The sequence below is a fragment of the Ruania zhangjianzhongii genome (assembly GCF_008000995.1).
Taxonomy (GTDB): domain Bacteria; phylum Actinomycetota; class Actinomycetes; order Actinomycetales; family Beutenbergiaceae; genus Ruania; species Ruania zhangjianzhongii.
Map to the genome: position 1 here is coordinate 1849522 of NZ_CP042828.1, position 23336 is coordinate 1872857.

The 23336-nt window shown below is 69.5% G+C and carries 22 protein-coding genes and 2 tRNA genes; 14 read left to right on the forward strand and 10 right to left on the reverse strand.

The window, feature by feature from the left end; genetic code table 11:
- Positions 1-30: 30 nt before the first annotated feature.
- Positions 31-339 carry an acylphosphatase gene (locus FU260_RS08680; protein WP_147916695.1) on the reverse strand — a complete coding sequence of 103 codons (309 nt, stop codon included), beginning with the start codon at positions 337-339 and terminating at the stop codon, positions 31-33.
- 63 nt (positions 340-402) lie between these two features.
- Between FU260_RS08680 and FU260_RS08685 the strand changes: the two genes are divergently transcribed.
- From FU260_RS08685 to FU260_RS08705, 5 genes are all read left to right on the forward strand, one after another.
- The gene (locus tag FU260_RS08685; protein WP_147916696.1) at positions 403-1113 is read left to right on the forward strand and encodes a sulfite exporter TauE/SafE family protein; all 711 of its coding nucleotides are present in this window, start codon (positions 403-405) and stop codon (positions 1111-1113) included.
- A 99-nt stretch (positions 1114-1212) separates the two neighbouring features.
- Entirely contained in the window at positions 1213-1677 is a 465-nt protein-coding gene (locus FU260_RS08690; RefSeq protein ID WP_235912165.1) for a MarR family winged helix-turn-helix transcriptional regulator, read from the forward strand.
- Positions 1678-1755: 78 nt separating this feature from the next.
- Positions 1756-2964 carry an MFS transporter gene (locus FU260_RS08695; protein WP_147916697.1) on the forward strand — a complete coding sequence of 403 codons (1209 nt, stop codon included), beginning with the start codon at positions 1756-1758 and terminating at the stop codon, positions 2962-2964.
- A 150-nt stretch (positions 2965-3114) separates the two neighbouring features.
- A tRNA-Gln gene (locus tag FU260_RS08700) sits at positions 3115-3186 on the forward strand.
- 51 nt (positions 3187-3237) lie between these two features.
- Positions 3238-3310, forward strand: a tRNA-Glu gene (locus FU260_RS08705).
- Between the two features lie 59 nt (positions 3311-3369).
- Here the strand turns inward: FU260_RS08705 and FU260_RS08710 are convergent.
- Complete coding sequence (locus tag FU260_RS08710) at positions 3370-4149, reverse strand: ABC transporter permease (RefSeq protein ID WP_147916698.1); 780 nt, start codon at positions 4147-4149, stop codon at positions 3370-3372.
- A complete protein-coding gene (locus FU260_RS08715) occupies positions 4142-5128 on the reverse strand; it encodes an ABC transporter ATP-binding protein (protein WP_147916699.1) in 987 nt (328 codons plus the stop codon). The genes FU260_RS08710 and FU260_RS08715 overlap by 8 nt, the downstream gene beginning before the upstream one ends.
- A 92-nt stretch (positions 5129-5220) precedes the next feature.
- Here FU260_RS08715 and FU260_RS08720 point away from each other — a divergent pair, with 92 nt between their 5' ends.
- Positions 5221-5922: a TetR/AcrR family transcriptional regulator gene (locus tag FU260_RS08720; protein ID WP_168211709.1), complete on the forward strand. Its 702-nt coding sequence runs from the start codon at positions 5221-5223 to the stop codon at positions 5920-5922.
- Positions 5923-5929: 7 nt separating this feature from the next.
- Here the strand turns inward: FU260_RS08720 and FU260_RS08725 are convergent, their stop codons facing one another.
- On the reverse strand, positions 5930-6430 hold the full coding sequence (locus tag FU260_RS08725; RefSeq protein ID WP_147916701.1) for an FBP domain-containing protein: 501 nt from the start codon (positions 6428-6430) through the stop codon (positions 5930-5932).
- Between the two features lie 459 nt (positions 6431-6889).
- Between FU260_RS08725 and FU260_RS08730 the strand changes: the two genes are divergently transcribed.
- Complete coding sequence (locus FU260_RS08730; RefSeq protein WP_147916702.1) at positions 6890-9034, forward strand: penicillin-binding transpeptidase domain-containing protein; 2145 nt, start codon at positions 6890-6892, stop codon at positions 9032-9034.
- 27 nt (positions 9035-9061) lie between these two features.
- Here the strand turns inward: FU260_RS08730 and FU260_RS08735 are convergent, their stop codons facing one another.
- From FU260_RS08735 to FU260_RS08745, 3 genes are all read right to left on the reverse strand, one after another.
- A complete protein-coding gene (locus tag FU260_RS08735; RefSeq protein ID WP_147916703.1) occupies positions 9062-10135 on the reverse strand; it encodes a hypothetical protein in 1074 nt (357 codons plus the stop codon).
- On the reverse strand, positions 10135-10488 hold the full coding sequence (locus FU260_RS08740; protein ID WP_147916704.1) for a PadR family transcriptional regulator: 354 nt from the start codon (positions 10486-10488) through the stop codon (positions 10135-10137). Before FU260_RS08740 ends, FU260_RS08735 begins: the two co-directional genes overlap by 1 nt.
- Before the next feature lie 190 nt (positions 10489-10678).
- The gene (locus FU260_RS08745) at positions 10679-11401 is read right to left on the reverse strand and encodes an IclR family transcriptional regulator (RefSeq protein ID WP_147916705.1); all 723 of its coding nucleotides are present in this window, start codon (positions 11399-11401) and stop codon (positions 10679-10681) included.
- 95 nt (positions 11402-11496) lie between these two features.
- On the opposite strand from FU260_RS08745, the gene leuC reads away from it, so the two are divergent.
- From leuC to murA, 3 genes are all read left to right on the forward strand, one after another.
- Positions 11497-12978, forward strand: coding sequence for a 3-isopropylmalate dehydratase large subunit (leuC, locus tag FU260_RS08750; protein WP_147916706.1), 1482 nt, complete (start codon positions 11497-11499; stop codon positions 12976-12978).
- 30 nt (positions 12979-13008) lie between these two features.
- Complete coding sequence (gene leuD, locus FU260_RS08755; RefSeq protein WP_147916707.1) at positions 13009-13647, forward strand: 3-isopropylmalate dehydratase small subunit; 639 nt, start codon at positions 13009-13011, stop codon at positions 13645-13647.
- Positions 13648-13742: 95 nt separating this feature from the next.
- Entirely contained in the window at positions 13743-15056 is a 1314-nt protein-coding gene (murA, locus tag FU260_RS08760; RefSeq protein ID WP_147916708.1) for a UDP-N-acetylglucosamine 1-carboxyvinyltransferase, read from the forward strand.
- Between the two features lie 52 nt (positions 15057-15108).
- On the opposite strand, the gene FU260_RS08765 is transcribed toward murA, so the two are convergent.
- On the reverse strand, positions 15109-17040 hold the full coding sequence (locus tag FU260_RS08765) for a hypothetical protein (RefSeq protein WP_168211580.1): 1932 nt from the start codon (positions 17038-17040) through the stop codon (positions 15109-15111).
- A 24-nt stretch (positions 17041-17064) separates the two neighbouring features.
- On the reverse strand, positions 17065-17958 hold the full coding sequence (locus tag FU260_RS08775; protein ID WP_147916711.1) for a MurR/RpiR family transcriptional regulator: 894 nt from the start codon (positions 17956-17958) through the stop codon (positions 17065-17067).
- A gap of 541 nt (positions 17959-18499) precedes the next feature.
- Between FU260_RS08775 and FU260_RS08780 the strand changes: the two genes are divergently transcribed.
- The 4 genes from FU260_RS08780 to FU260_RS08795 all read left to right on the forward strand — a co-directional run bounded on the left by FU260_RS08780 (position 18500) and on the right by FU260_RS08795 (position 21950).
- Positions 18500-19006: a hypothetical protein gene (locus FU260_RS08780; protein ID WP_147916712.1), complete on the forward strand. Its 507-nt coding sequence runs from the start codon at positions 18500-18502 to the stop codon at positions 19004-19006.
- A gap of 79 nt (positions 19007-19085) precedes the next feature.
- Positions 19086-20309 carry a sensor histidine kinase gene (locus FU260_RS08785; protein ID WP_147916713.1) on the forward strand — a complete coding sequence of 408 codons (1224 nt, stop codon included), beginning with the start codon at positions 19086-19088 and terminating at the stop codon, positions 20307-20309.
- Entirely contained in the window at positions 20306-20914 is a 609-nt protein-coding gene (locus tag FU260_RS08790; RefSeq protein WP_147916714.1) for a response regulator transcription factor, read from the forward strand. The genes FU260_RS08785 and FU260_RS08790 overlap by 4 nt, the downstream gene beginning before the upstream one ends.
- Before the next feature lie 94 nt (positions 20915-21008).
- Positions 21009-21950 carry an MIP/aquaporin family protein gene (locus FU260_RS08795; protein WP_147919400.1) on the forward strand — a complete coding sequence of 314 codons (942 nt, stop codon included), beginning with the start codon at positions 21009-21011 and terminating at the stop codon, positions 21948-21950.
- Between the two features lie 162 nt (positions 21951-22112).
- Here FU260_RS08795 and FU260_RS08800 read toward each other — a convergent pair whose 3' ends face one another.
- On the reverse strand, positions 22113-23288 hold the full coding sequence (locus FU260_RS08800) for a trans-sulfuration enzyme family protein (RefSeq protein WP_147916715.1): 1176 nt from the start codon (positions 23286-23288) through the stop codon (positions 22113-22115).
- Between the last annotated feature and the right edge of the window lie 48 nt (positions 23289-23336).

Consider the following 23336-nt stretch of genomic DNA (forward strand, 5'->3'; position numbering starts at 1 on the left):
TCCCGGGCGAGGGGCCGCCGGGGTGGCGGATCAGCGGTCGATCTCGAACGTGGTGTAGCCCTGCGGTTGCTCGTCCGTGACCTCGCGTTCGGTCACCACTGCGTGCCGAGGCCCGTTGGCGAGCCAGTCGACGAGCTCGGCGACCGCTTCGGCCGGCCCCTCCGCCCAGGCGTCCACCCGACCGTCGGAGCGGTTGCGAACCCAGCCGGTCACTCCCGCGGCTCGGGCCTGGCGCACGGTCGCGGCCCGGAAGCCCACCCCCTGGACGTCACCGGTGACCACCACCCGGCGCGCCGTCACCCGCGCCTGCTGCCGCTTGTTGTGCCTGAACCACGCCATCTGCCCATCATGCCCTTCGGCCGGGATGGGTGAGGACCATCTGCGGTGGCAGGTCCGGTGCCGATGAGCGTCACTGTCTTCCTGCTGCTCGGCCTGACCGTGCTGGTCGCCGCCTTTCTGCAGGGTTCGGCCGGGATGGGGTTCGCTATGCTGGCCGCGCCGATCGTGAGCCTGGTGGATCCCACCCTCATCCCGGTGATGCTGCTGGTGCTGATGATCCCGCTGAACGCGTACGTCGGATGGCGCGAACGCGCAGACCTGGACTGGCGCGGGGTCGGCTGGATCAGCCTCGGGAGGTTCGCCGGCACCTTCATCGGCGTGTGGATCCTGGTGCTGGTCAGCGTGTCCCAGCTCTCTCTGCTGATCGGGATCTCGACAGTGCTCGCCGCGGTGGTCGCTCTGCTCGCGCCGTCGTTCGTGCCGAACCGACCCGGCCTGGCCGTGGTCGGGCTGATCACCGGGATCACGGAGACCTCGACCGGTGTCGGCGGTCCACCGCTCGCGCTCGCCTATCAGCACACCTCTGGCCCCACGCTGCGCTCCACCGTGGCGGTCTGCTTCCTGGTCGGTGAGGTCATCTCGCTGGCCGTACTCGGCCTCGGCGGTCACATCGACGGCGGCACTCTGGTTGCTACCGCCGGTTTCCTGCCATTCCTGGTCCTGGGGTCCTTCCTGAGCAGATTCACCCACCACCGGCTGGACGGTCCGCTGCTGCGCTATCTCGTCCTCTCCTTCGCGGTGGTCTCCGGGGTCGTCGTCATCATCCAGGCCTGAGTCAGCGTTGCGGATGGTGGTGGCAGCGCCCGTCGTCCCGGCGGGCCCTGATTGATGCCGCCTCGACAAACATAGGAAGCCTATGTAATATTACGGGACGTGAGCGCACCTGATCCGGCCGCCGATCCCGTCGACCTGGCCCCGCTGGATGCCGACACGCTCGGCCCGGACCTGCTCGCCGTCCTCGCCCGGCTGAACCGCTGGGCGACCTCGCATGCGAGGCTCGACGTCTCCGCCGCGCAGGCACGGCTCCTGGCGCAGATCGAGCGGACCGGACCGGTCCGGACCTCGGACCTGGCTCGGCTGGACCGGTCCAGCCAACCCACGATCACTGCCCAGCTGCAGCGCGCTGAACAGGAGGGCTGGGCACTGCGCACGGCCGATCCGCAGGATGGCCGGGCCAGCCTGGTCGAGCTGACCGACGCCGGCCGTGCGGTGCTCCGCGAGGTCCGGCGCGCCCGCGCTGCCGCTCTCACTCCTCGGCTGGACGAGCTCAGTCAGGCAGAACGAGACACGCTCACTCGGGCGATCGCCGTCATCGACCGCCTGATCGCCTCGCCCTAAGCGGGCAGGCACCCCAGGTGCGCGAGCACCGTCATCGGCTCTCGACCGGGGCACACGCTGCCTCAGGCAAGGAAGTTCATGCTGCGTCAACCACGTTCCGTGCTGGCAGTCGCCTTCGCGAGCATCATCGCCTTCATGGGCATCGGTCTGGTGGACCCGATCCTCAAACCGATCGCCGACGAGCTGGGCGCGACACCGTCCGAGGTCTCCTTGCTGTTCACCAGCTATATGGCGGTGATGGGTCTGGCCATGCTGCTCACCGGTGCAGTCTCGAGCAGACTCGGGGCGAAGAAGACGCTCCTGCTCGGCCTGGTGATCATCATCCTCGGCGCCGGGATGGCCGGCACGCAGGACGGCGTCGCCGGGATCATCGCCTGGCGTGCGGTCTGGGGTCTGGGCAACGCCCTGTTCGTGGCCACCGCCCTGGCCACGATCGTCTCCTCGGCACGCGGCTCCGTGGGTCAGGCGATCGTGCTCTACGAGGCGGCTCTGGGCGTGGGTATCGCGATCGGTCCGGTGGTCGGCGGACTGCTCGGCCACCTCTCCTGGCGGGGCCCGTTCTTCGGCGTCTCCGGCCTGATGCTGATCGCCGCGGTCGCCACGATCTTCCTGGTGCCGGCTACGCCGAAACCGCCTCGAGCGACCTCGCTCGCCGAACCGATCCTGGCGCTGCGCCACCGCGGCCTGCTGATTACCGGGCTGACCGCGCTGCTGTACAACTTCGGCTTCTTCACCCTGCTCGCCTTCACCCCGTTCCCGCTGGACCTGGGCGCCTTGGAGATCGGCGGGATCTTCTTCGGCTGGGGCGTGCTGCTGGCGATCACTTCGGTGTGGCTGGCGCCACGGCTACAGCGCCGGTTCGGGACGTTGCGTCCGATCACCGGGGCGCTGCTGGCCTTCGCCCTGATCCTGGTGGTGATGGCCGTCTTCACCGACCATAAGGTGGTGCTCGCCGCCGGCGTGATCCTGGCCGGTGCGGCATTGGGGATCAACAACACGCTGATCACCGAGACGGTGATGAAGGCGGCGCCGGTGGAGCGGGGTGTCGCCTCAGCGGCCTACAGCTTCGTCCGGTTCGCCGGGGGAGCGGTGGCCCCGTGGCTTGCCGGCTATCTCGGCGAACGGGTGAGTGTGCACCTGCCGTTCTGGGTGGGTGCCGCCTCGGTGCTCGCTGCAGCGCTGCTGATCACCGCCGGACGTCGGACGCTGGCACACGTGGAGGATCCCGCCCAGGCCTCCGGCCACACCGTGGCGGAGGCGGCCGAACTCACCGCGGCCGACTCCTGAGCCGGTGCTGAAACGAAGGCCCAGATGACACTGTGACGATCCCCACGCCTGCGATTTTGGGCAACGGGTCCGGCTCAGGTAGAGTCAACCGGCGGTAGCGCGATTACGTGTCTGGCCACAAGCAAAGGACTCGTGAGCGCGGTACCCCATTGGGGTATGGTGTAATCGGCAGCACGACTGTTTCTGGTACAGTTAGTCTAGGTTCGAGTCCTGGTACCCCAGCGAAGATCGTCGGACATTTCACGTGTTCGGTACGGTCTTCTTTGTGTGTCTGGTCCCGTCGTCTAGTGGCCTAGGACGCCGCCCTCTCAAGGCGGTAACGCCGGTTCGAATCCGGTCGGGACTACAGCGAAGCACGGCCCTGGGTTTATCCAGGGCCGTGCTTTTTTGTTCTCTGCCCTCTGGTCAGGACCGACGCACCAGCGCTCGCACGGAGAGGGCGATCCCGGCCAGGCACCACAGCACCAGGACAACGAGGTCACGCCCGCTCGCGGCGTAGGTGTCGGCCACCAGCCCGGCCCGGACCAGATCGGCCCCGGGGCGTGCCGGGAGGTAATCGTGCACGGACTGGAACCAGGTGGGTAGCTGATCGGCCGGAAAGGTGACCGGGGAGAACAGCAGGACGAAGAACACCAGGACCTGGGTGAGCAGCTGGGCGAGAGTAGGCGGCATGCTCACCGCGATCGCGTAGCCGACGGCCGTGGCGGTGAGGGTCACCAGGAGAGCTGCGGCGATGAGGACCGGCCAGTCCAGCGAGAGGACCAGGTCGTAACGGAGCCGGGCCACGAGGACGGCGACGGCGACGCTGGGCAGGGCAACGAGCAGCCAGATGGTCAGTTCTGCGGCCAGCAGCAGCGGCCTGGCTAGGGGCAGGGTGCGCAGGTAGGCGAACGTCCCGTCGGTCCGGGCCCGGGACACACCTTGGGGCACCATCACCAGGCCGAGGACCAGGAGCAGGACGGTCGGTGTTCCGGTAGACAGGAATAGCGCCGTAGCAGGATCGATGCCCGGGATGAGGAAGCCGAAGCCGATCACGATCCCGGCGGCCAGAGCGGCCTGGATGACGACGATCAGCGGCAGCATGGCACCGACCTGCGACAGAGACCAGCGCACCAGAGTGATGTAGGTGGTCGCGTGCCTCGCCCGGGGAACGTGGCCGGTGACGACGGCGGAAGCCTCAGGCATGTGCGCTCTCCTGTCCGGTCTCGGCCGGCTCGAGCCGCCGGTCGGTGGTGGCGGACAGGTAGGCGTCCTCCAAGGTGGCCGGCCCGAGCGTGTAGCCCTCGATGATTCCCCGGGTGCGCAGCGTGGTGGCCCAGTCCACGGCGACCGCCGCCTCACCGGCGGGGAAGGTCAGCAGAAGGCGCCGGCCGGTGCGCACCCTCCGGCGGACAGCAAGCGGCACCGCGTGCTCGTCGGCGGCCCCGGCGACCGCCGGTGGCGACTGAAGCTCCAGCCGCAGGTCGTCCTCCTGGGTGCCCCGCAGGTGCGCGGGTGAACCTGAGGTGACGACCTTGCCGCGGTGCAGGATCACCAGGTCGTCCACGATCTGCTCGGCCTCGGCGACGTTGTGGGTGACCAGCAGAACGCCGGCGCCCTCGTCGCCGCGGCGGCGCACGGCACGCCACAGCAGACGGCGGCGGGCCGCGTCGACGTCGTTGGTGGGCTCATCCAGGATGAGCAGGGGGGTGGGCGCCGCCAGCGCCATGGCGAAAGCGGTCAGCCGCCGGATCCCACCGGAGAGGCCCCGGCCGTCCGGTAGGGCCCGGCGGTCGAGCCACTCGGTGATGTCCAACTCTTCGCCGAGATGCTGGGCCGCCGCCCGGGCCGCCGTCCGAGACAGGCCGCGTAACCGGGCGCTCATCTCGATCGCGAGCCGCGGGGAGAGCCCGTCGATCGGGGCCTGGCCCTGGGGTTGTATCGACACCCGACGGCGCGCCGCGGCCGGATCGGCCACCGCGTCGCAGCCGCTCACCTGGATCGCCCCGGCGTCCGGCCGGAGCAGGCCGACCACCTGCGAGACCAGAGTGGTCTTGCCTGCGCCGTTGTGGCCGAGAAGACCGACCACGGCACCCGCACGAACCCGCAGTGAGATGTCATCGTTGGCGACGACTGCACCGAACCTACGGGTCAGTGCCGTCACCTGTAGTACGTCCTCGTTCATCAGAATCCTAGATACCGTGAGTATTGAAAGACTCACGGTATTTGGGTACTGATGGTATGTCAACAGTTCAGAATCGTCGTAGGCTGGCGGCTGTGACCCCTCCTCGTTCGCGCCGTGAGCAGCAGCAGCTCACTCGCGACGCGCTGATCCGGGCTGGGCGAGTGGTGTTCGCCAGGGACGGTTATCACCAGGCGAACCTGACGTTGATCGCGACGGAGGCGGGGTACTCCAAGGGGGCGGTCTACTCCAACTTCGACAGCAAGGCCGACCTGTTCCTCGCGATGCTCGAGGAGAACATCGACGTGTCGTTGGGAGACGGCGCGTGGGACCCGTTCGGGTCGCAGGCCCCGGACGGGTGCAGCGCCGATCTGCCGGACGAGCAGGAGGAGGTCGCCGGGCTGATCCGGGGGCTGTCCCTCGCGACCTTGGAGTTCATCGCCACGGCTGCCCGGGACGAGTCGCTGGTCGCTCAGCTGGCCACGCGACTGGATGTCCTGGTGGAGGGGTACGCGGCGATCGTGGACCCGTCGCAGTCGGAGCACCAGGGGTTGCTTCCGGAGGAGGTGGGGGCATTGCTGGCCGCGTTGGACCAGGGTGCGGCGCTCTTGACCTTGAGTGGCAGCCGGGTGATCGATCAGCGGATCCTCCGCGAGGGGATGCGCCGACTGCTCACTCCCACCGAGGAACGGGAGCCGGCCGGCCAGAAGGGCGAGCCCGTTCTGCACGATGAGGTGACGCGGCGGCGGATCGCCGCCGCGATCAGCCTAGGACGGGGTGTCGAGGCCGCCGAGTAGCCCGGTCTCAGCCGGTCCGGCTCACCTCCACCACGAACTGCGCGGCCCGCCGCTGCAGGCCGGCGATCCGGCTGGCCACCAGGCGCTCGCGGGCCCCCTCGTCAGTGCCCGCCTCAGCGCGGGTAGGACGACGGCGGACGTTCGCCGAGCAGCGGAAGTCACCGCACAGCAGGGTGCCGATGGAGTCCCCGCGCCGCCCCGCTGCGCCCGCTCGCGGAGCCACGAACAGGCTGACCCCGTCTACCTCGACGATGTCCTCGCACCAGGCACAGACCGCCTGGCGCTGGTGACCACCTTTGCTCGGTGCCCGGAGCAGGATCCCGATGGGTCCGCCGTCGATCTCGATGATCACATAGCCGGCCAGCGGTGCCTTGGCATCGCGCCAGCCGAAGTAGTCCAGTCGGTTCCAGTCCAGATCGGCGAGCGGCGGCACCGTGGCGCGCTGCGCCTGGCCGCGGGTCGCGTTGACGAAGCAGCGGCGGATCTCTCGTTCGGTGAGTGGGGTCATGACAACACTTTCTTCAGCAGGGTCTCGGGTGGTCTGCCCGTATCCGGGCATGCGTCAGCCCTGCGCCCTGAGAAGCGAGAGTCAGTGTCCCAGAGCGCGGGGGCGGGGTGCTGGTGAGCAGGCCGGTCGGCCTACCCCGCTTCCTGCGCTGATGCCCTGCATCGTGTGCCTCCTGGCCGGCTGCAGCCGGCGAATCCGAACGTCGACGAGTACGTCGATCTGCCGGTGCAGGCTAGCGGGCCACCCTGCAGGCCGGTCAACCACAATTGCGCTCCGGCCGTCGCGACGCTCCTCGACTGTGGTGCCGTTCTGACTTACGGGGTGCGTCAGAACCACACCGTAAGGGTCCGTTCGGCCGATACCGGGCCCTGCCACGCCACATATCTGCCCCCCGGTGGGTCCAGCGCGGCAATGTCAGGTTCGCCCGTTACGCTCTCCTCTGGATCCAGGAGGTAGTGGATGTCGAGAGGCAGAGCGCAGCGGGCGACGTGGTCCGCCAGGCTACTTCGGGCCAGCGCGCTGGTGGCTGCAGGGAGCCTGCTGCTGGTGGCGTGCACGGACCCGGACGATGGTGGGCCGGAGACAGTGGAGGCGCAACCGGAGGTGGCTGCTGCCGATGCACTCGCGGAGGCGCTGACCACCGGGGACTTCGCCGCGGCACCGCTGAGCGAAGAGGACCGGCAGCTGGCCACCGAGCAGACCGAGACGGTGCTCGGTGAGCTCGCGCCGGTCCTGCCGCGCACCGTTGCGGTCACCTGGTCCTCGAGTACCTATGACGAAGAGGACGGGCTCGCCGCCGATGCCGCACTGACCTGGACCTGGGACGTGCCGGGCAGCGACGAGGACTGGACCTACCCGGTCTCTGTGCATCTGGTGGCGGCGCAGGAGGGCGGCCCGTACCTGGCCACCTGGTCCCGTGACCTACTGGCTCCCGACCTGGGCGAGGAGGGCGTCCTGGCCGTCGAGCAGAGCCCCGGCCCCCGCGGGCACGTGCTCGGTGCGGACGAGGAGGTGCTGGTGACCAACACGGAGATCTTCCGAGTCGGCATCGACAAGACCTACCTCGACTCTGACCAGTGGGAGGACCAGGCCATCAAGCTCGCCGAGGCGCTCGACTTCGACGATCCTCAGGCGTACGCGGACCGGGTGGTCGCCGCCGGAGACCGTGCCTTCGTCGTGGCCACAGAGGTCCGCCAGGATGACCCGGGTGAGGTGGACATGGAGGCGGTCCGTCAGGTGAACGGGGTGAACCTCGTCTCCGCCGAACGCCAGCTCGGTCCCACCGCAGGCTTCGCCGACGAGATCCTCGGCCGGGTCGGTGAAGCGACTGCCGAGATCATCGACAACTCCGATGGTGCCGTGCAGCAGGGCGACCAGGTGGGCCTGTCCGGGCTACAGCGGGTGCACGAGGACACGCTGCGGGGTTTCCCCGGCCTGACGGTCAGCATCAGCACGGGCGAGGGCGACGAACCGACCGAGGTGTTCACGTCCGAGCCGGTGCGCGGTCAGCCATTGCGCACCACTCTGGACGCCGATCTGCAGGTACTTGCCGAGCAGGTCCTGGCCGACCAGGACTCGCCGAGTGCACTGGTGGCGATTCAACCCTCCACGGGCGAGGTCCGGGCCGCTGCCAGCGGGCCGGCCAGCGAGGGCTGGTCCACGGCCACCCTGGCGCAGTACCCGCCGGGATCGACGTTCAAGGTCATCACCCTGCTCGCGCTGTTGCGCTCCGGGATGGAGCTCGGTGACTCGGTCGACTGCGTCGAGTCGCTGAACGTCAACGGCCGCGAGTTCGAGAACTACCCGGGCTACCCGGACGACTCGCTCGGCGATATCACCCTGGAGGAGGCGATCGCGCAGTCCTGCAACACCGCACTGATGAACCAGCGCGACCAGATCAGTGCAGCCGACCTGGCCAGCGCCGCCGAGTCGCTCGGACTGGGCCGCGGGGACAGCGTGGACCTCGGCTACCCGCTGTTCCTCGGCTCGCTGCCGGAGCAGGCCGAGGGCACCCAGTTCGCTGCTGAGGTGATCGGTCAGGGACAGGTGCTGGCCTCACCGCTGGCGATGGCCACTGTGGCCGCGTCGATCGCGGGGGAGGAGCGGATCACCCCGCAGCTCGTTCTGCCCGCCGAGGAGGGCGACGGCGGAGGTGACGGGGGCGAGGATGCCTCGCCCAGCGAGGATGGCACCCAGCCCGAGGACGGCTCCGCAGAGCCGACCGACGCCGAGCCGACCGAGCCGAGCGCCACCGATGGCTCCGCAGAGCCGACCGACGAGAGCGCCACGGACGACGGCGCCACGGACGACGCAACGGATGACGCCGACGAGGTCGCGACCCCGCTGACCCACACCGAGGCGACGCTGCTGCAACAGGCGATGCGCGCCGTCGTGACGGACGGGACCGCCCGGGCGCTGAGGGACGTACCGGGCGATGATGTGCTCGCCAAGACCGGCACCGCCGAGGGAGCCGAGGACGCCACGCACGGGTGGATGATCGCCATCCAGGGTGACCTGGCCGTCGCCGTGTTCGTCGGCGACGGCGGTCGCGGCGGTGCGGCCACGGCCGGACCGTTGATGGAGGAGTTCCTCCGCGGTCGCTGACCGGCGCCCGGCGTCACCATCCAGACTTCAGAAGCGTTCTGCTGCCTGGCCGGTCGCACGGCGCCAGCTCGTGGCCGCCGCGACGGCAGCGCCGGCGAACCAGAGCCCCAACGCCAAGAACCGGGCCTGCCAGTGCCACCCGTCCTCGAGCCCGTAGAGCACGAACACCGCGATGGGTGCGATGGCCACGGCCGTCCAGCCCCAGGCCGTCCGGCGGGCCCGGACAGCCACATCGGGTGCAAACCGCGCGGCGTAGGAGGCGGGTGAGCCGAACTCCTCCGCCAGCGACCGCTGTGACTGTGCGCTGTGCCTCTCGGCGTCAGCGATGATCACCTTGAGCCGGCCCTCGGTGATGTCGCCCCGTTCGCGCAGGGACGCGGCGAGGAGGCGTTTCCAGGCGAGATCGCCCTCGACCTGGTGATCCGGGTCCGGCGGCGGCAGCTCTGGCCAGATCCAGCGCGTCCCGGCAGCGAGCAGGCCATAACCGGCGGCCACGGCGAAAAGCCAGAAGCCGGAGCCCCGCCAGAGCACCTCCTCGTGAGAGAGGGCGAACCCGCCAGCGACCGCTGCGCTGAAACCGATCAGGGCGAGTGCCGTGACCGCGATCGCGGTGCCCCGTGCCCGGCGGCGGACCAGCCAGTTCCACAGTGCCAGAAAGCCAAGGACGCCCACGGAGAGCAGCAGCGGGAAGATCACCAGGATCAGAGTGAAGTCGAGCGTCCACCCGTCGGCGAACATGCGCAGGAGCGCGAACGCCGGTGTGGCCGCAGCGGCTCCGAAGAAAGTGCCGTGCACGAAGGCTCGCACCGAGCGCGGACCGCTGGGGGCGCTCGCCGGCACCCCGTCGGAGCGCCAGTCCGCCTGCCGTTCCTTGGCCCATCCGATCGCGTCGCCGAACAGCGTCTCGGCCGGCTCCTGGGCATCCTCGAGCACCGGAACCACCTCGAACAGTGCCTCTCGGATCAGTGGCTCGCGGACATCGTCGAGCACGAGGCGTGCGGCGGCAGCGCGTGCCCAGTCCTCGTCGGCCTGCTCACCACGGGCGTGCCGGAAGTAGCCGGCAACGTCGTCCAGGGTCTGCGGTGTCCGGGTTGGCATCATCACGAGCTCCTCTCCGCGGTACCTCGGTGACCGAGCTCCTCGACCAGGTGGCTCCAGCTCGCGCGTTCCTGGGCCAGGCGGGCACGCCCGGCGTCGGTCAGGGCGTAGGTCTTGCGGCCTGGACCGCTGGCACCCTGCGCCCAGATCGCCGTGACGGCGCCCTCAGCTTCCAGCGTCGCGAGCAACGGGTACAGGGAGCCCCCTTTGGGGCGGCCGAAGCCTCGCTCCGCCAGCGTGACGGCGATGCCGTAGCCGTGCAGCGGACCGTCACTGAGAACGGCGAGCGTCGCTGTGCCCAGGGCGGCGCGCACCCACGGAGTGGGCCACCGCGGGTCGATCGGTTCATCACTCACGTACCTAAGTATCAAGCGTACCTAGGTAGAGTGCAAGTACCGGCAGGCGGCGGGCGGCAGGCGCAGAGATCTGGCGGGTGGCCTGGGTGGGGTGATAGCCCCAACTGGTTCACACGCGAGAGTTCACACGCGAGAGTTCATGCGCCAGAACTCACTCGCCGCCAGCGGGGCTGTCGGTGGACTACCCGGGTCAGTTCTCTTCGCTGGCGCGGAGCACCTCGGTGAGCCGGTTCGCTGCCGCCATCACCGCGTTGGCATGCAGGCGCCCGGGCTGGCGGGTCATCCGCTCGATCGGACCGGATACCGAGACTGCCGCGATCACCCGGCCCGACGGCCCGCGCACCGGTGCGGACACCGAGGCGACGCCGAGCTCGCGCTCGCTCACGCTCTGTGCCCAGCCGCGCCGGCGCACGCCGGAGAGGATGGTGGCGGTGAACTTCGCCCCGTGCAGGCCGCGGTGCAGCCGGTCCGGCTCCTCCCAGGCGAGCAGTACCTGCGCAGCCGAGCCGGCAAGCATGGAGAGCGTCGCCCCGACCGGGATCGAGTCGCGCAGCCCCATCGTCTTCTCCGCGGCGGCCACGCAGATCCGCTGGTCGCCCTGGCGCCGAAACAGCTGGGCGCTCTCCCCGGTGTGGTCCCGCAGGGCCATCAGCACCGATCCGGCCGCGGCCAGCAGCCGGTCCTCGCCGGCCGAGGCGGCCAGCTCGGCGAGCCGCGGGCCGAGGATGAACCGCCCCTGCATGTCCCGGGCGACGAACCGGTGGTGCTCCAGAGCGACCGCCAGGCGGTGCGCAGTGGGCCGGGCCAGGTGTGTGGCGGCGACGAGTTGCGCAAGCGTCGCGGGGCCCGCTTCGAGGGCGCCCAGGACGGTCGCGGCTTTGTCGAGTACGCCGACTCCGCTAGAGTTGTCCATAGGTCGATACTGCCGTCTCATAGCGTGAGATGCAAATCGACCGTTCCCAGGCCCTGTGATCCAGGGTGAGAGCATGACGAAGAAGGTGACGCGCGATGGCCGGAACTCTGGCTGAGAAGGTGTGGCGGGACCATGTGGTCCGCGAGGGGCAGGATGGGGCGCCCGACCTGCTCTACATCGATCTGCACCTCGTGCACGAGGTGACCAGCCCGCAGGCGTTCGAGGGGCTTCGTCTCGCCGGGCGCCCGGTGCGCCGCCCGGACCTGACCATCGCGACCGAGGACCACAACACCCCGACGCTGGACATCGACCTGCCGATCGCCGATCTGACCAGCCGCACCCAGATCGACACGCTGCGCCGCAATGCCGAGGAGTTCGGTGTGCGGCTGCACTCCCTCGGCGACGCCGACCAGGGGATCGTGCACCAGGTGGGGCCGCAGCTGGGCCTGACCATGCCCGGGCTGACCGTGGTGTGTGGGGACTCGCACACCTCGACCCACGGGGCGTTCGGCGCGCTCGCCTTCGGGATCGGCACCTCTGAGGTGGAGCACGTGCTGGCCACCCAGACGCTGCCGCTGGCGCCGTTCAAGACGATGGCGATCACCGTCGACGGCGAGCTGCCGCCGGGTGCCACCTCGAAGGACATCATCTTGGCGATCATCGCCAAGATCGGTACCGGCGGTGGCCAGGGCTATGTCCTGGAGTACCGCGGTGAGGCGATCCGCAACCTCTCGATGGAGGCGCGGATGACGATCTGCAACATGTCCATCGAGGCCGGTGCCCGGGCCGGGATGATCGCTCCGGACCAGACCACGTTCGACTACCTGGCCGGCCGCCCGCACGCGCCGGAAGGTGCCGACTGGGATGCCGCGCTGGAGTACTGGAAGACCCTGCGCAGCGACGATGACGCGGTCTTCGACACCGAGGTGGTGCTCGAGGCCGCTGACCTGGAACCGTTCGTCACCTGGGGCACCAACCCGGGCCAGGGCCTGCCGTTGAGCGGCTCGGTTCCGGTACCGGAGGAGATCGGCGACGACAACGAGCGGGTGGCCGCCGAGCGTGCGGTGGAGTACATGGGCCTGGTGCCGGGAACCCCGCTGCGCGACATCGCCGTGGACACCGTCTTCATCGGCTCCTGCACGAACGGGCGGATCGAAGATCTGCGTTCGGTGGCCAAGGTGCTCGAGGGGCGCAAGAAGGCCGAGAGCGTGCGGGTGCTGGTGGTGCCGGCCTCGGCACGGGTGCGGCTGCAGGCCGAAGCGGAAGGGCTGGACGAGATCTTCCTCAACTTCGGTGCCGAGTGGCGCAACGCCGGATGCTCGATGTGTCTGGGGATGAATCCCGACCAGCTGCAGCCGGGGGAGCGGGCGGCGTCCACGTCGAACCGCAACTTCGAGGGCCGGCAGGGCAAGGGGGGACGGACCCACCTGGTCTCTCCGCTGGTGGCAGCCGCGACCGCCGTGCGCGGCACGCTGTCCTCGCTCTCGGACCTGAACCTCGGTGCCGAGACCGACCTGACCTCCTTCGACGGCTCACCGCTGGCGCCGCTGGACCCGCGCGTGCCGATGCAGGTCTGAGCCCCTCCCACGACGCAAGGAAGAACCACTATGGAGAAGTTCACCACCCACACCGGGCTCGGGGTGCCACTGCGCCGCGGCAATGTCGACACCGACCAGATCATCCCGGCCGTCTACCTCAAGCGGGTCACCCGCACCGGGTTCGAGGACGCGCTCTTCGCCGCCTGGCGCGGGGACCCCGAGTTCGTGCTGAACCAGGAGGCCTACACCAGCGGGTCGGTGCTCGTTGCCGGGCCGGATTTCGGCACCGGGTCCTCCCGGGAACACGCCGTCTGGGCACTGAAGGACTACGGCTTCAAGGCGGTGCTCGCCTCCCGGTTCGCGGACATCTTCCGCGGCAACTCGGGCAAGCAGGGGCTGGTGGCCGCCCAGCTCGCCCAGGAGGACATCGAGCTGATCTGGAAGGTCCTCGAAGCGGAGCCGGGCACCGAGGTCACGGTGGACCTGGAGCACAAGACGGTCACCTGCGCGGACGTGGTCGCCCAGTTCCAGATCGACGACTACACCCGGTGGCGGCTGATGGAGGGCCTTGACGACATCGGCCTGACCCTCGGTCACGAGGAGGACATCGTCACCTACGAGGCGACCCGGGCCGACTGGCGCCCGCGGACGCTGCCGGCCAAGCACCTGCCCACGATCGAGGTCACCCCCGCCCGACCGGTCTCCTGAACCCACCTCCCACGGGCTCCGGTGATCCCGGAGTACCCTGGGGACGCCTGCCCGGTGAAGGATGCCGAGCGGGGGAGTCTGGTGAGGACGTGGGTATGAGTCAGTTGCGAGTCGACGGCGGTACGCCGCTCAGTGGTGAGATCACCGTGCGTGGGGCGAAGAACTTCGTCTCCAAGGCGATGGTGGCAGCGCTCCTCGGCGAGGGGCCCAGCGAACTGCGCAACGTCCCGGAGATCCGCGACGTCAAGGTCGTCGCCGGCCTGCTCAAGCTACATGGTGTGCAGGTGCAGCGGGACATCGCCGGTGGTGTGGTGCACCTCGACCCGAGCAACGTGGAATCGGCGCACAAGGCAGATATCGACACCCACGCCGGCGCCAGCCGTATCCCGATCCTGCTCTGCGGACCGCTGCTGCACCGGCTCGGCGAGGCCTTCATCCCCGACCTCGGCGGCTGCCGCATCGGCGACCGGCCGATCGACTACCACCTGGAGATCCTGCGTCAGTTCGGTGCCCAGGTGGACAAGCTGGACACCGGCATCCTGATCACCGCCCCCCGTGGGCTGCGCGGTACCAAGGTGGACCTGCCCTACCCGAGCGTGGGTGCCACTGAGCAGCTGTTGCTCACCGCGGTGCGCGCAGCGGGTGTCACCGAGCTCTCCGGTGCCGCCATCGAGCCGGAGATCATGGACCTGATCGCTGTCCTGCAGCGGATGGGCGCGATCATCTCGGTGGACACCGACCGGGTGATCCGGGTCGAGGGGGTGGACCGGCTCGGCGGCTACGTGCACACCGCCCTGGCCGACCGGATCGAGGCGGCCTCCTGGGCGGCGGCCGCGCTGGCCACCCGCGGTGACGTGTACGTCCGCGGCGCACAGCAGCCGGGCATGATGACTTTCCTGAACACGTTCCGCAAAGTCGGCGGCAGCTTCGACATCGACGACGCCGGAATCCGGTTCCGGCACCCCGGCACCGAGCTGCGCTCGATCGTGCTGGAGACCGATGTGCACCCCGGGTTCATGACTGACTGGCAGCAGCCGCTGGTGGTCGCCCTCTCGCAAGCGTCCGGCCTCTCGATCGTGCACGAGACCGTGTACGAGAACAGGTTTGGCTTCACCGACGCGCTGCGGAAGATGGGTGCCACCATCCAGGTCTATCGGGAGTGCCTGGGCGGATTGGAGTGCCGGTTCGGCCAGCGCAACTTCTTCCACTCCGCCGTCATCTCCGGACCCACCCGGTTGCGTGCCGCCGACATCGAGGTACCTGACCTGCGCGGTGGCTTCTCCCACCTGATCGCAGCCCTGGCCGCCGAAGGCACCTCGCACGTGCGTGGTATCGAGCTGATCGACCGTGGCTACGAGAACTTCACCGGCAAGCTCGAGGCGCTCGGCGCGAAGATCGTCCGGGACTGAACCACAGCGGCAGGCGGAGCCACCGGCGAACCGGAGCTCCGCCGTCGCCGGCTCAGCCGAACCGGAGCAGTTCGGCGCCCCCCGGCGCCAACCGAATCCGCTCGCGTGCGCTGCGGTACTGCCCGGTGCGGGGTTCGAAGCGCTCGGCCGTCCCGCCGCCGAACGTGAGGTGGGTGCGGGCGAGCTGTTCCCGGGAGTAGTTCGCCAGCAGCACGTACCGGTGCTCGGCTCCCGTGAACCGGCCCAGCACCACCGGGTCGCCGGTGGCGGCGGTGACGTCCTCGTCCGGCTCGAACTGCGCCAACCCGGCGGGGATCTCATCGGCGCCGGCGAGTTGCACCGAGGTGGAGGTCAGCGGGAGAAGCTCGGCGCCGAGCGGCGCGAGGAAGTCGGTGTTCACCCGCTGCGCCGCCCGGTACAGGCCGGTGCGCCGACCCCCCACACTGATCAGGCCCTCGTGGAAGTCCTCACCACGGGCGGGGTCCGGGGTCCAGTAGGTGAAGTACTGCACTCCTTTGTAGCCGTAGGCGAGGCTGATGCTGATCTGCCAGCGCAGGTCGTCCTCGGTGGGCACCGCATGCCCGGCATAGCCCACGCTCTGGATGAACACCCAGGGCAGCCGGTCGTGCGCCAGCGCGGCTTCGCGCACCTGGGCGAGGTTCTCGAAGTAGCCGGTGTCCTCGCCGTCGGCCAGGATCGGGTACCGGTCGAAGCTGAGCACCGGGGTGTCGATCTCCTCGGCAGCCCGCCGGTAGGCCGCGCCGTCATTGAACTCCGGCACCCCGTTCGGGAAGTGGTTGATGTAGGCCAGTGCGTCCGGATAGGCCTCGTTCGCGGCGGTGACGGCGCTCGCTAGCTGGGCGAACTTGGTCTCCCGTGGTTCGTCGTACAGGTGCAGCCCCGCGAACGAGGTGCGACCAGAACCGGCGGGCCGGTGCCAGGCGGACAGGTCGCCGGTGAAGTCCTCTGCGAACAGCTCAGCTCCGTCGGCGGCGCTCACCCGCAGGTCGTCGAAGAAGGCGGACTCGGGCCCGGCCTGGCGGAAGCCGGCGCTACCGGAGGCGAACGTGGCGTCGGTGCTGCGGTCGATCACCTCGCCGTCGATCGAGGTGACGATCGAGTCTGCGTCCAGCACGGTCTGGATCTGGTAGCTCTGCCCCTCCACCAGCTGGAAGGCCAGGTCGGTGCTGGTCACCGTGGGCGTACCGCCGGCGAACACCGCTTTCTTCAGCACGGCATTGCCATCGGTGCCCTGGCTGGACAGCAGCCACACGTAGGCGTTGGCCTCATCCTGCACCCGGAAGGCCCACCCGGCCTGCGCGTAGCCACCGGCACCGGTCCAGCGTGGCTCGGCGGAGAAGGCGATGGTGTAGTCGTCCCAGTCGGTGCCGTCCTCGACCCAGCCGATCGAGCCCTCGCTCGATCCTCCGGTGATCAGCAGGCGGCCACCGCTGGTCTGCCAGTGCGGGGCGTAGCGGGCGGTCACCTCGGCGATCTTCTGCCGGGCCTCCTCCTCGCTGAGTGTGAACGGCTCGGAGGAGTCTCCGAAGGAGAACTGGTGCAGCAGCCAACGGATGTCCGGGTCATCGACGAGGACATGGAGTCCGGCCTGCTCGGCGACCGCCAGCAGGTGGTGGTTGATCTGGGTGTCCGCATAGGTGTAGTTGCCGCCGTGCACGAAGGTGAACCCCGCCGCAGCGATCTCCTCGTACCGCTCGACGGTGGTCTCCAGCGGTGGAGGTGGCCAGAACAGCCCGATCGGGAAGTGGTCACCGGCGAGGATGGGACCGCCGGTACCGGCGGCGGCAGCGCCGGGCGCCCCGCCAGGAGGGGCAGCACCTGCCGTGGCGCCAGCCCCGCTGTCCGCGTGGGCGGCACCGGTCGGCGACCAGGCACTGGTCGCGGCCAGGGCACCGACGCCCAGGCCACCGATACGCAGGAATGCCTTGCGGGACATCGCCGCTGAGGTGGGGTTCTCGTCCATGAGTGTCTCCTCGTCTGGTCATCTTCAGGGAATCGTGGGGCGGTCGCGCCGATGGTCGGTGATCGCCTGGGCGGTCCGGGCCAGATGGTCCACCGTGCGCTCGTAGGTGAGCTGACCGACGGCGACGTACAGCACCTCGATCACTGCCAGCTCAGCGTGCCGGGCGGCGAGCGGACCATCCTGGAACAGCGTCTGGGTCCCGGTGGTGAGCAGGACATGCTCGGCGAGATCGGCCAGCGGCGACCGGTGTGCACTGGTGATGACGGCGGTAGTCGCACCCTGCTCGTTCGCACACTGCAGCATTGCCAGCGTCTCCGCAGTGTGCCCACTGTGCGAGACCGCGAGGGCAGCATCGGTGTCGGACAGCTGGGCGGCACCGGCCAGACCGTCATGGACGTCCGCATAGGTCCAGCACGGCACACCGATCCGAGAGAGGCGCAGCGCGAGCTCGCGCGCCATGATCGCACTACCGCTCACGCCGTAGACGTGCACCCGCCGGGCAGTGCCGATCGCGCGGGCCAGGGCAGTGACCGCCGGAAGGTCGAGCGCGGCCAGGGTGTCATGGACGGCTCGGGCCTGCACCGCTTCGAGCGTACGCACGACGTCGGTCAGCGGCGCGCCCGGATCAATGCCTCGGCTCACGTCCACGTTCCAGTGCTCGGCAGATCGCGAGCCGCTGTCCTCGGCGACGGCGATCCGCAGGGCCGGATAGCCGTCCAGGCCAAGCCGGCGGCACAGCCGGGAGACCGCTCCGGTGGAGGTGTCGGCAGCGCGGGCGAGGTCACCGATGGTTCCGGAGACCGCGCCTCGGGGGTCGTTCAGGATGTGCTCAGCAGTGATCCGCAACGAGTCCGGCAGCTCGGGGAGCAAGAAGCGCAGCCGGGTGAGAATCCCTGCGGTCCCGCTGCCCTGATGCATGATAAAGAATATCGCACAGAGTGATCAATAGCGGCAAGTGTGAAAGAAAATATCAGTCCGGTGCGTTCCTGGCCGAGATTCGCCAGACAGTTTCCAGGTGGTTCCCAGGCAATTATCAGGATGGCCCCGCATGCTGAGGGACATCGGGACACAAGCCCCGAGTCGGTCGTCGGGACAACGGCCGATCTCACTCCCCGGTATCCGTCTCCCACCGGGGAGCGGCGCAAGTGCTCACTCCCCGCACTTCGCGCTCAGGGCGCCGGGCCGCAACAGGCCCGGCGCCCTTCTTCTGCGCCCGGCGGCCTCTGCGCCCGGCGGTCTCTGCGCCCGGCGGCCTCTGCGCCCGGCGGCCTCTGCGCCCGGCGGCCTCTGCGCCCAGCGGCTTCGGCACCGGCAGGCGGTGACGTTTGTCATGGCCAGTCGATGATGAGCGTGTGCTGACCGGTGAGACCTGGCACTGCCGCGGGCGGCAGTGATCGGGAATCGTGGCAGCCACGAAGGAAAGTGCTAGTGCCACCGAGAGCCGCAGGAGAGACCGCCCATGATCTTCGACTTCATCACCGACCTGTTCGTCTCGCTGACCCAGTTCGTGCTCGGCCTGGACTCGTGGCAGCAGGTGGCCGCGCTGATCCTGGTCGGCGCGATCCCGTTCATCGAGTCCTACCTCGGCAGCTTTCTCGGTGTGCTGGTCGGGATCGACCCCTTCTTCGCGGTGCCCGCCGCCGTGCTGGGGAACCTGCTGTGTACTTTCGTCCTGATCGCCACGACGAGCCGGGTACGTGCTGCGGCCACCCGGAACAGCCGCCCGGAGGGGACGCCGCAGCCGACCGGGCGCAAGCAGAAGGTCGCGAAGTACCTGGACCGGTTCGGTGTGCCCGGGGTCGCCCTGCTGGGGCCGATCGTGGTGGCGAGCCAGATCACCGCCCCCACCCTGATCGCCCTCGGGGCGACCAAACGCAGCGTCTACCTGTGGGTGGGCATTTCCATTCTCGGCTGGGGTGTGGCCTTCGGATTCTTCGGCAACACGCTCGCCGGCGCGCTGCAGTGAGCGGCCGTTGCCGGATACCGGGGGCGCCGGCTCGCGCGGAACGCTCGGTCACACCGGTGGCCCAGGTAGCGTGAGCGTCGTGAGCAGGAGTGCGCCGGTCCGACTGCGAGGGTGGGCCGGCGGGAGCGACCCCGAGCGGTTCGAGGCCTACAACCGTTGGTCGCTGCTCGGGCTGCTGGCTATGGGGCCGGTGGCGCAGATAGTCCTCGGACTCGGTGTTCCCGCGCCGCCGGCCGGCATCGTGGCGAGTGTCGCAGCCTGGGGCTATGTGCTGGTCAGCCTCGTTCAGCTGGTTGCCGCCGGCTTCTTCTTCGCCCGAGGACTGGACGCCTATCTGGGCCGGGGCCAGTGGCGCGGGAGGTACCTGGGCGTGCTGGTCGCAGCCACCAGTGTGCTGGTCCTGCTCGCGCTGGGGAATGCCTGGTTCGTCCCCGGCACGTCAGTCTGGATGGTGGTGCTGCCGGCCGGTACCGCCCTGGCGTCGCTGGCCTCGGTGCTGACGATCCGGCAGCTGCTGCTCGGAACCGGAGCAGTGCTGCTGCTCGGTGCGGTGACTCTGGCGATCGCGGAGGATGTTCGAGCCAGTGGGCCGGGGCTCGCCGCCGCGGCGGTGGTCCTGGTGACAGTGGTCTGCTCGTTCCGAGGGTCGGTGTGGATGACCGGAGTGGTCTGGGAGCAGGAACGGCGCCGAGAGGTGGATGCGCGGTTGGCCGTGGCAGAGGAGCGGTTGCGCTTCTCCCGCGATCTGCACGACATCTTCGGCCGCACCCTGTCCACCGTGGCCGTGCGCAGCGAGCTTGCCGCCGAGCTGGCCCGCCGGTCGGATCCCCGCGGTGCACAGACCATGCTCGAGGTCCGGCAGATCGCGCAGGACGCACTCAAGGAGGTCCGGGGAGTGGTGGAAGGGTACCGGCGGGTGGACCTGGCCACCGAGCTGGTGGGCGCACAGGACATCCTCCGTGCTGCCGGGGTCCGGACCTCCGTGACCAGCCCCGAGGCCGAGGTGCCGACACCGGCGGCCGAGGCGCTCGGGTGGGTGGTGCGCGAAGCGGTCACGAACGTGGTCCGGCACGCGGACGCCACGACCTGCCAGATCACGGTGACGCTCACTGACGATCTGGTCGGTGTGCAGGTGCGCAACGACGGCGTTCGGCCGGCCGGGCCCTCCAGCTCGACCGGCTCCGGCCTGACTGGCGTGACCGAACGGCTGGCGGCCCTCGGTGGCACACTGCACAGCCGGTCCGACGCCGGAGAGTTCACCGTGACCGCCCAGGTACCCCGCAGCCCCCGGAGCAGCAGATGACCATCCGTATCGTGCTCGCCGACGACGAGGGGCTGATCCGCGATGCCGTGGCCACGCTGCTCGGACTGGAGGAGGACCTGGAGGTGGTGGCCCAGGCCGGTACCGGGCCGGATGCGCTCACCATGGTCCGCGCCCACCAGCCCGATGTCGCGATCCTCGACCTACAGATGCCGGGTCTGGACGGCATCGAAGTCGCCCAGCAGATCGCCGTCGACGCTCCTGGGTGCGCGTGCGTGATCGTCACCAGCCACGGTCGCCCCGGCTACCTGAAACGGGCGCTGCAGGTGGGGGTGCGTGCGTTCCTGCCGAAGACCGCCTCGGCCAAGGTGCTCGCTGATGCGGTGCGGCATGTGGTCACCGGTGGGCGATACGTCGACCCGGAGCTGGCCGCTGAGGCCATCTCTGCCGGAGCGAGTCCCCTGACGGCCCGGGAGGCCGATGTGCTCGAGCTGGCAGCTGACGGCGCACCGGTGGAGGAGATCGCTCAGCGCGCCGCGCTCTCACCCGGCACGGTGCGCAACTACCTGTCGTCGGCAGCCGGCAAACTGCATGCCGCCAATCGGCACGAGGCCGCGCGCACCGCTCGGGCGCGCGGCTGGATCTGAGCCACGCGCACGCACCTCGTGCCGATCGGGCTCCAGAGGAGTACAACTGGGGGAGTCCGATGTGATCTGGATCTCATTGAGGAGGTGCATGGCGATGGCGGCTGATGCGATCACCCCGATCCTCGCCAACAACCGCAGGCTGAAGATCTATCAGGGCCTGTGGGGGGAGTGCTTGGCCGAGTTCCTCGGTACTGCAGTACTCGTGTTGTTCGGCTGCGGATCGGTGGCGATGGCCGTGGCAGCCCTGCCCGGAACCGACCGGACGCAGGATCCCACCACGTTCTTCCTGGGGGCCGGTGACTGGTTGCTGATCACCTGGGGCTGGGCGATGGCTGTGGTCTTCGGTGTGTACGTGGCCGGTGGCGTCACCGGAGCGCACATCAACCCGGCGGTGACGTTGGCGTTCGCTGTCCGGCGTAAGTTCCCGTTGCGGAAGGTGGTGCCGTACTGGATCGCTCAGGTGGTCGGTGGCTTCGTCGGAGCCGCGATCATCCTGGCCGTCTACAAGGATGCGATCAACGCCTTCGACTCGCAGATGGAGACATTCGGCGATACCGGGCACACCGTGGCGAGCTTCTCCATCTTTGCCACTTTCCCTGGTCCGTACTTCGACGGCGGTATGTGGGGGCCGCTGTTGGACCAGATCGTGGGTACCGCGCTGCTGTTGCTCGCGATCGCGGCGGTGGTGGATATGCGCAACACCGCGGTCCGGGCCAACCTCGGGCCGTTGATCATTGGGTTCTCGGTGGCGGCGATCGGCATGTCCTTCGGTGCCAACGCCGGATATGCGATCAACCCGGCCCGTGACCTCGGCCCGCGGCTGCTCGCCTGGGCCGGCGGCTGGGGGGATCTGGCGATGCCCGGTAACGGCGACTGGTTCACCGGCTATTTCTGGGTGCCGATCGTCGGTCCGCTGATCGGCGGTGTGATCGGCATCCTGGTCTACGACCTGTTCATCGGCGATGTTCTGCACGCTCGTGCGCTCGCCGCCGAGGAGGCCGAGGTGGGCCGGGCTACGTCTCAGGACGAGGAGTGATCTGCTCCGCCTGAGCCTCGAGGCACGCCCGACGGCGCATCTTCAGTGGAGGGTGCGCCGTCGGCGTGCATAGCGGGCCGGCCTGCGAGCAGGCAGTCGTCGACGTGCCGGGCGTCGATGACCACCCGGCTCGGGTGCTGCTGCCCTGCGCAGGTGAGCAGGCTACTGCGCTGCACGGCCGAGCGCCTGGTCAAGGTCGGCGATCAGGTCCTCGGCGTCCTCGATGCCTACGGAGAGCCGGATCAGGTCCTCCGGGACCGTTCTGGCCTCATCGACGAGCCGGCGGCGCCGCTCCAGCAGCGACTCCACCCCACCCAGGCTCGTGGCTGGGGTCCACAGCCGCACGCGGCGGGTGAGCTCTTCTGCGGCCGCGGCGCCGCCGTGCGGCCGCACGGTGAGGATCGAGCCGAAGCCGTTCATCTGCGCTGCGGCGCGCTCGTGCTGCGGATGGTCCGTCAGGCCGGGATAGCGCACCTGCAGCACACCGGGGTGGCGGTGGAGGTGCTCGGCGACCTGCTGAGCGTTGTGCTGCGACCGCTCCACCCGCAGCGCGAGGGTCCGTACGCCGCGCAGGGCCAGCCAGGCGTCCCACGGGCTGGGCACGGCTCCGCCGACGCTGCGGCGCTCATGCAGCCGGGCGTGCAGCTCCGGACTGTTCGTCAACGCAGCGCCGAGCAGCACGTCCGAGTGCCCGGCCAGGTACTTCGTCACCGAGTGCACCACCACGTCGGCGCCGAGCGACAGCGGCCGCTGGGCGATCGGCGTGGCGAAGGTGTTGTCCACGATCACCCGCGCACCCAGCTCACCGGCCGCCGCCGTCAGCGCTGGCAGATCGGCGATCTCCAGCATCGGGTTGGTCGGCGACTCCAGCCACAGCACCGGGTGCGGGTGTGCCGCGCCAGCACGGTGCAGCGCCTCGATCACAGCGGCCGTGTCGGCAACGTCCACGGTGTGCACCTGGACCCCGCACCGTTGCTGCAGCTCGCGGGCCGCCAGCACGCTGGCGTGGTAGGCGTGCTGGGGCAGCAGCAGGTGGCCACCAGGAGGCACCAGGTCCAGCGCCGCCGTGATGGCCGCCATCCCGGAGCTGAACGCCAATGCCGGCAGCTGGGCACCCTCCAGTGCGGCCAGTGTCTCCTCCAGCGGTAGCCACGTCGGGTTTCCATGACGGCCGTAGACGAAGTCCTCAGTACCCGGGGTGCCGGTGGAGTGGAACGTCGAGGAGAGCACGATCGGCGGGTTCACCGGTGCCTGGTCGGCGCGTGCCGGCCGACCGGCGGCCACGGCGAGGGTGGACAGGCGGGTGCTCGCGACGCCGGTACCGGGTGGTTCACTCATTCCGCCAGGCTAACCAGAGGGCGGGCATCGCGCCGCCCCGGTGCCGGC

Excerpts from the sequence above, each read along its gene's own strand:
- FU260_RS08710 (WP_147916698.1), bottom strand. The coding sequence starts at position 4,149 with ATGCCTGAGGCTTCCGCCGTCGTCACCGGCCACGTTCCCCGGGCGAGG.
- leuC (WP_147916706.1), top strand. The coding sequence starts at position 11,497 with ATGGCCGGAACTCTGGCTGAGAAGGTGTGGCGGGACCATGTGGTCCGC.
- FU260_RS08695 (WP_147916697.1), top strand. The coding sequence starts at position 1,756 with ATGCTGCGTCAACCACGTTCCGTGCTGGCAGTCGCCTTCGCGAGCATC.
- FU260_RS08765 (WP_168211580.1), bottom strand. The coding sequence starts at position 17,040 with ATGGACGAGAACCCCACCTCAGCGGCGATGTCCCGCAAGGCATTCCTG.
- FU260_RS08775 (WP_147916711.1), bottom strand. The coding sequence starts at position 17,958 with ATGCATCAGGGCAGCGGGACCGCAGGGATTCTCACCCGGCTGCGCTTC.
- FU260_RS08790 (WP_147916714.1), top strand. The coding sequence starts at position 20,306 with ATGACCATCCGTATCGTGCTCGCCGACGACGAGGGGCTGATCCGCGAT.
- FU260_RS08725 (WP_147916701.1), bottom strand. The coding sequence starts at position 6,430 with ATGACCCCACTCACCGAACGAGAGATCCGCCGCTGCTTCGTCAACGCG.
- FU260_RS08745 (WP_147916705.1), bottom strand. The coding sequence starts at position 11,401 with ATGGACAACTCTAGCGGAGTCGGCGTACTCGACAAAGCCGCGACCGTC.
- leuD (WP_147916707.1), top strand. The coding sequence starts at position 13,009 with ATGGAGAAGTTCACCACCCACACCGGGCTCGGGGTGCCACTGCGCCGC.
- FU260_RS08680 (WP_147916695.1), bottom strand. The coding sequence starts at position 339 with ATGGCGTGGTTCAGGCACAACAAGCGGCAGCAGGCGCGGGTGACGGCG.
- FU260_RS08685 (WP_147916696.1), top strand. The coding sequence starts at position 403 with ATGAGCGTCACTGTCTTCCTGCTGCTCGGCCTGACCGTGCTGGTCGCC.
- FU260_RS08795 (WP_147919400.1), top strand. The coding sequence starts at position 21,009 with ATGGCGGCTGATGCGATCACCCCGATCCTCGCCAACAACCGCAGGCTG.
- FU260_RS08730 (WP_147916702.1), top strand. The coding sequence starts at position 6,890 with ATGTCGAGAGGCAGAGCGCAGCGGGCGACGTGGTCCGCCAGGCTACTT.
- FU260_RS08780 (WP_147916712.1), top strand. The coding sequence starts at position 18,500 with ATGATCTTCGACTTCATCACCGACCTGTTCGTCTCGCTGACCCAGTTC.
- FU260_RS08735 (WP_147916703.1), bottom strand. The coding sequence starts at position 10,135 with ATGATGCCAACCCGGACACCGCAGACCCTGGACGACGTTGCCGGCTAC.
- FU260_RS08800 (WP_147916715.1), bottom strand. The coding sequence starts at position 23,288 with ATGAGTGAACCACCCGGTACCGGCGTCGCGAGCACCCGCCTGTCCACC.
- FU260_RS08715 (WP_147916699.1), bottom strand. The coding sequence starts at position 5,128 with ATGAACGAGGACGTACTACAGGTGACGGCACTGACCCGTAGGTTCGGT.
- murA (WP_147916708.1), top strand. The coding sequence starts at position 13,743 with ATGAGTCAGTTGCGAGTCGACGGCGGTACGCCGCTCAGTGGTGAGATC.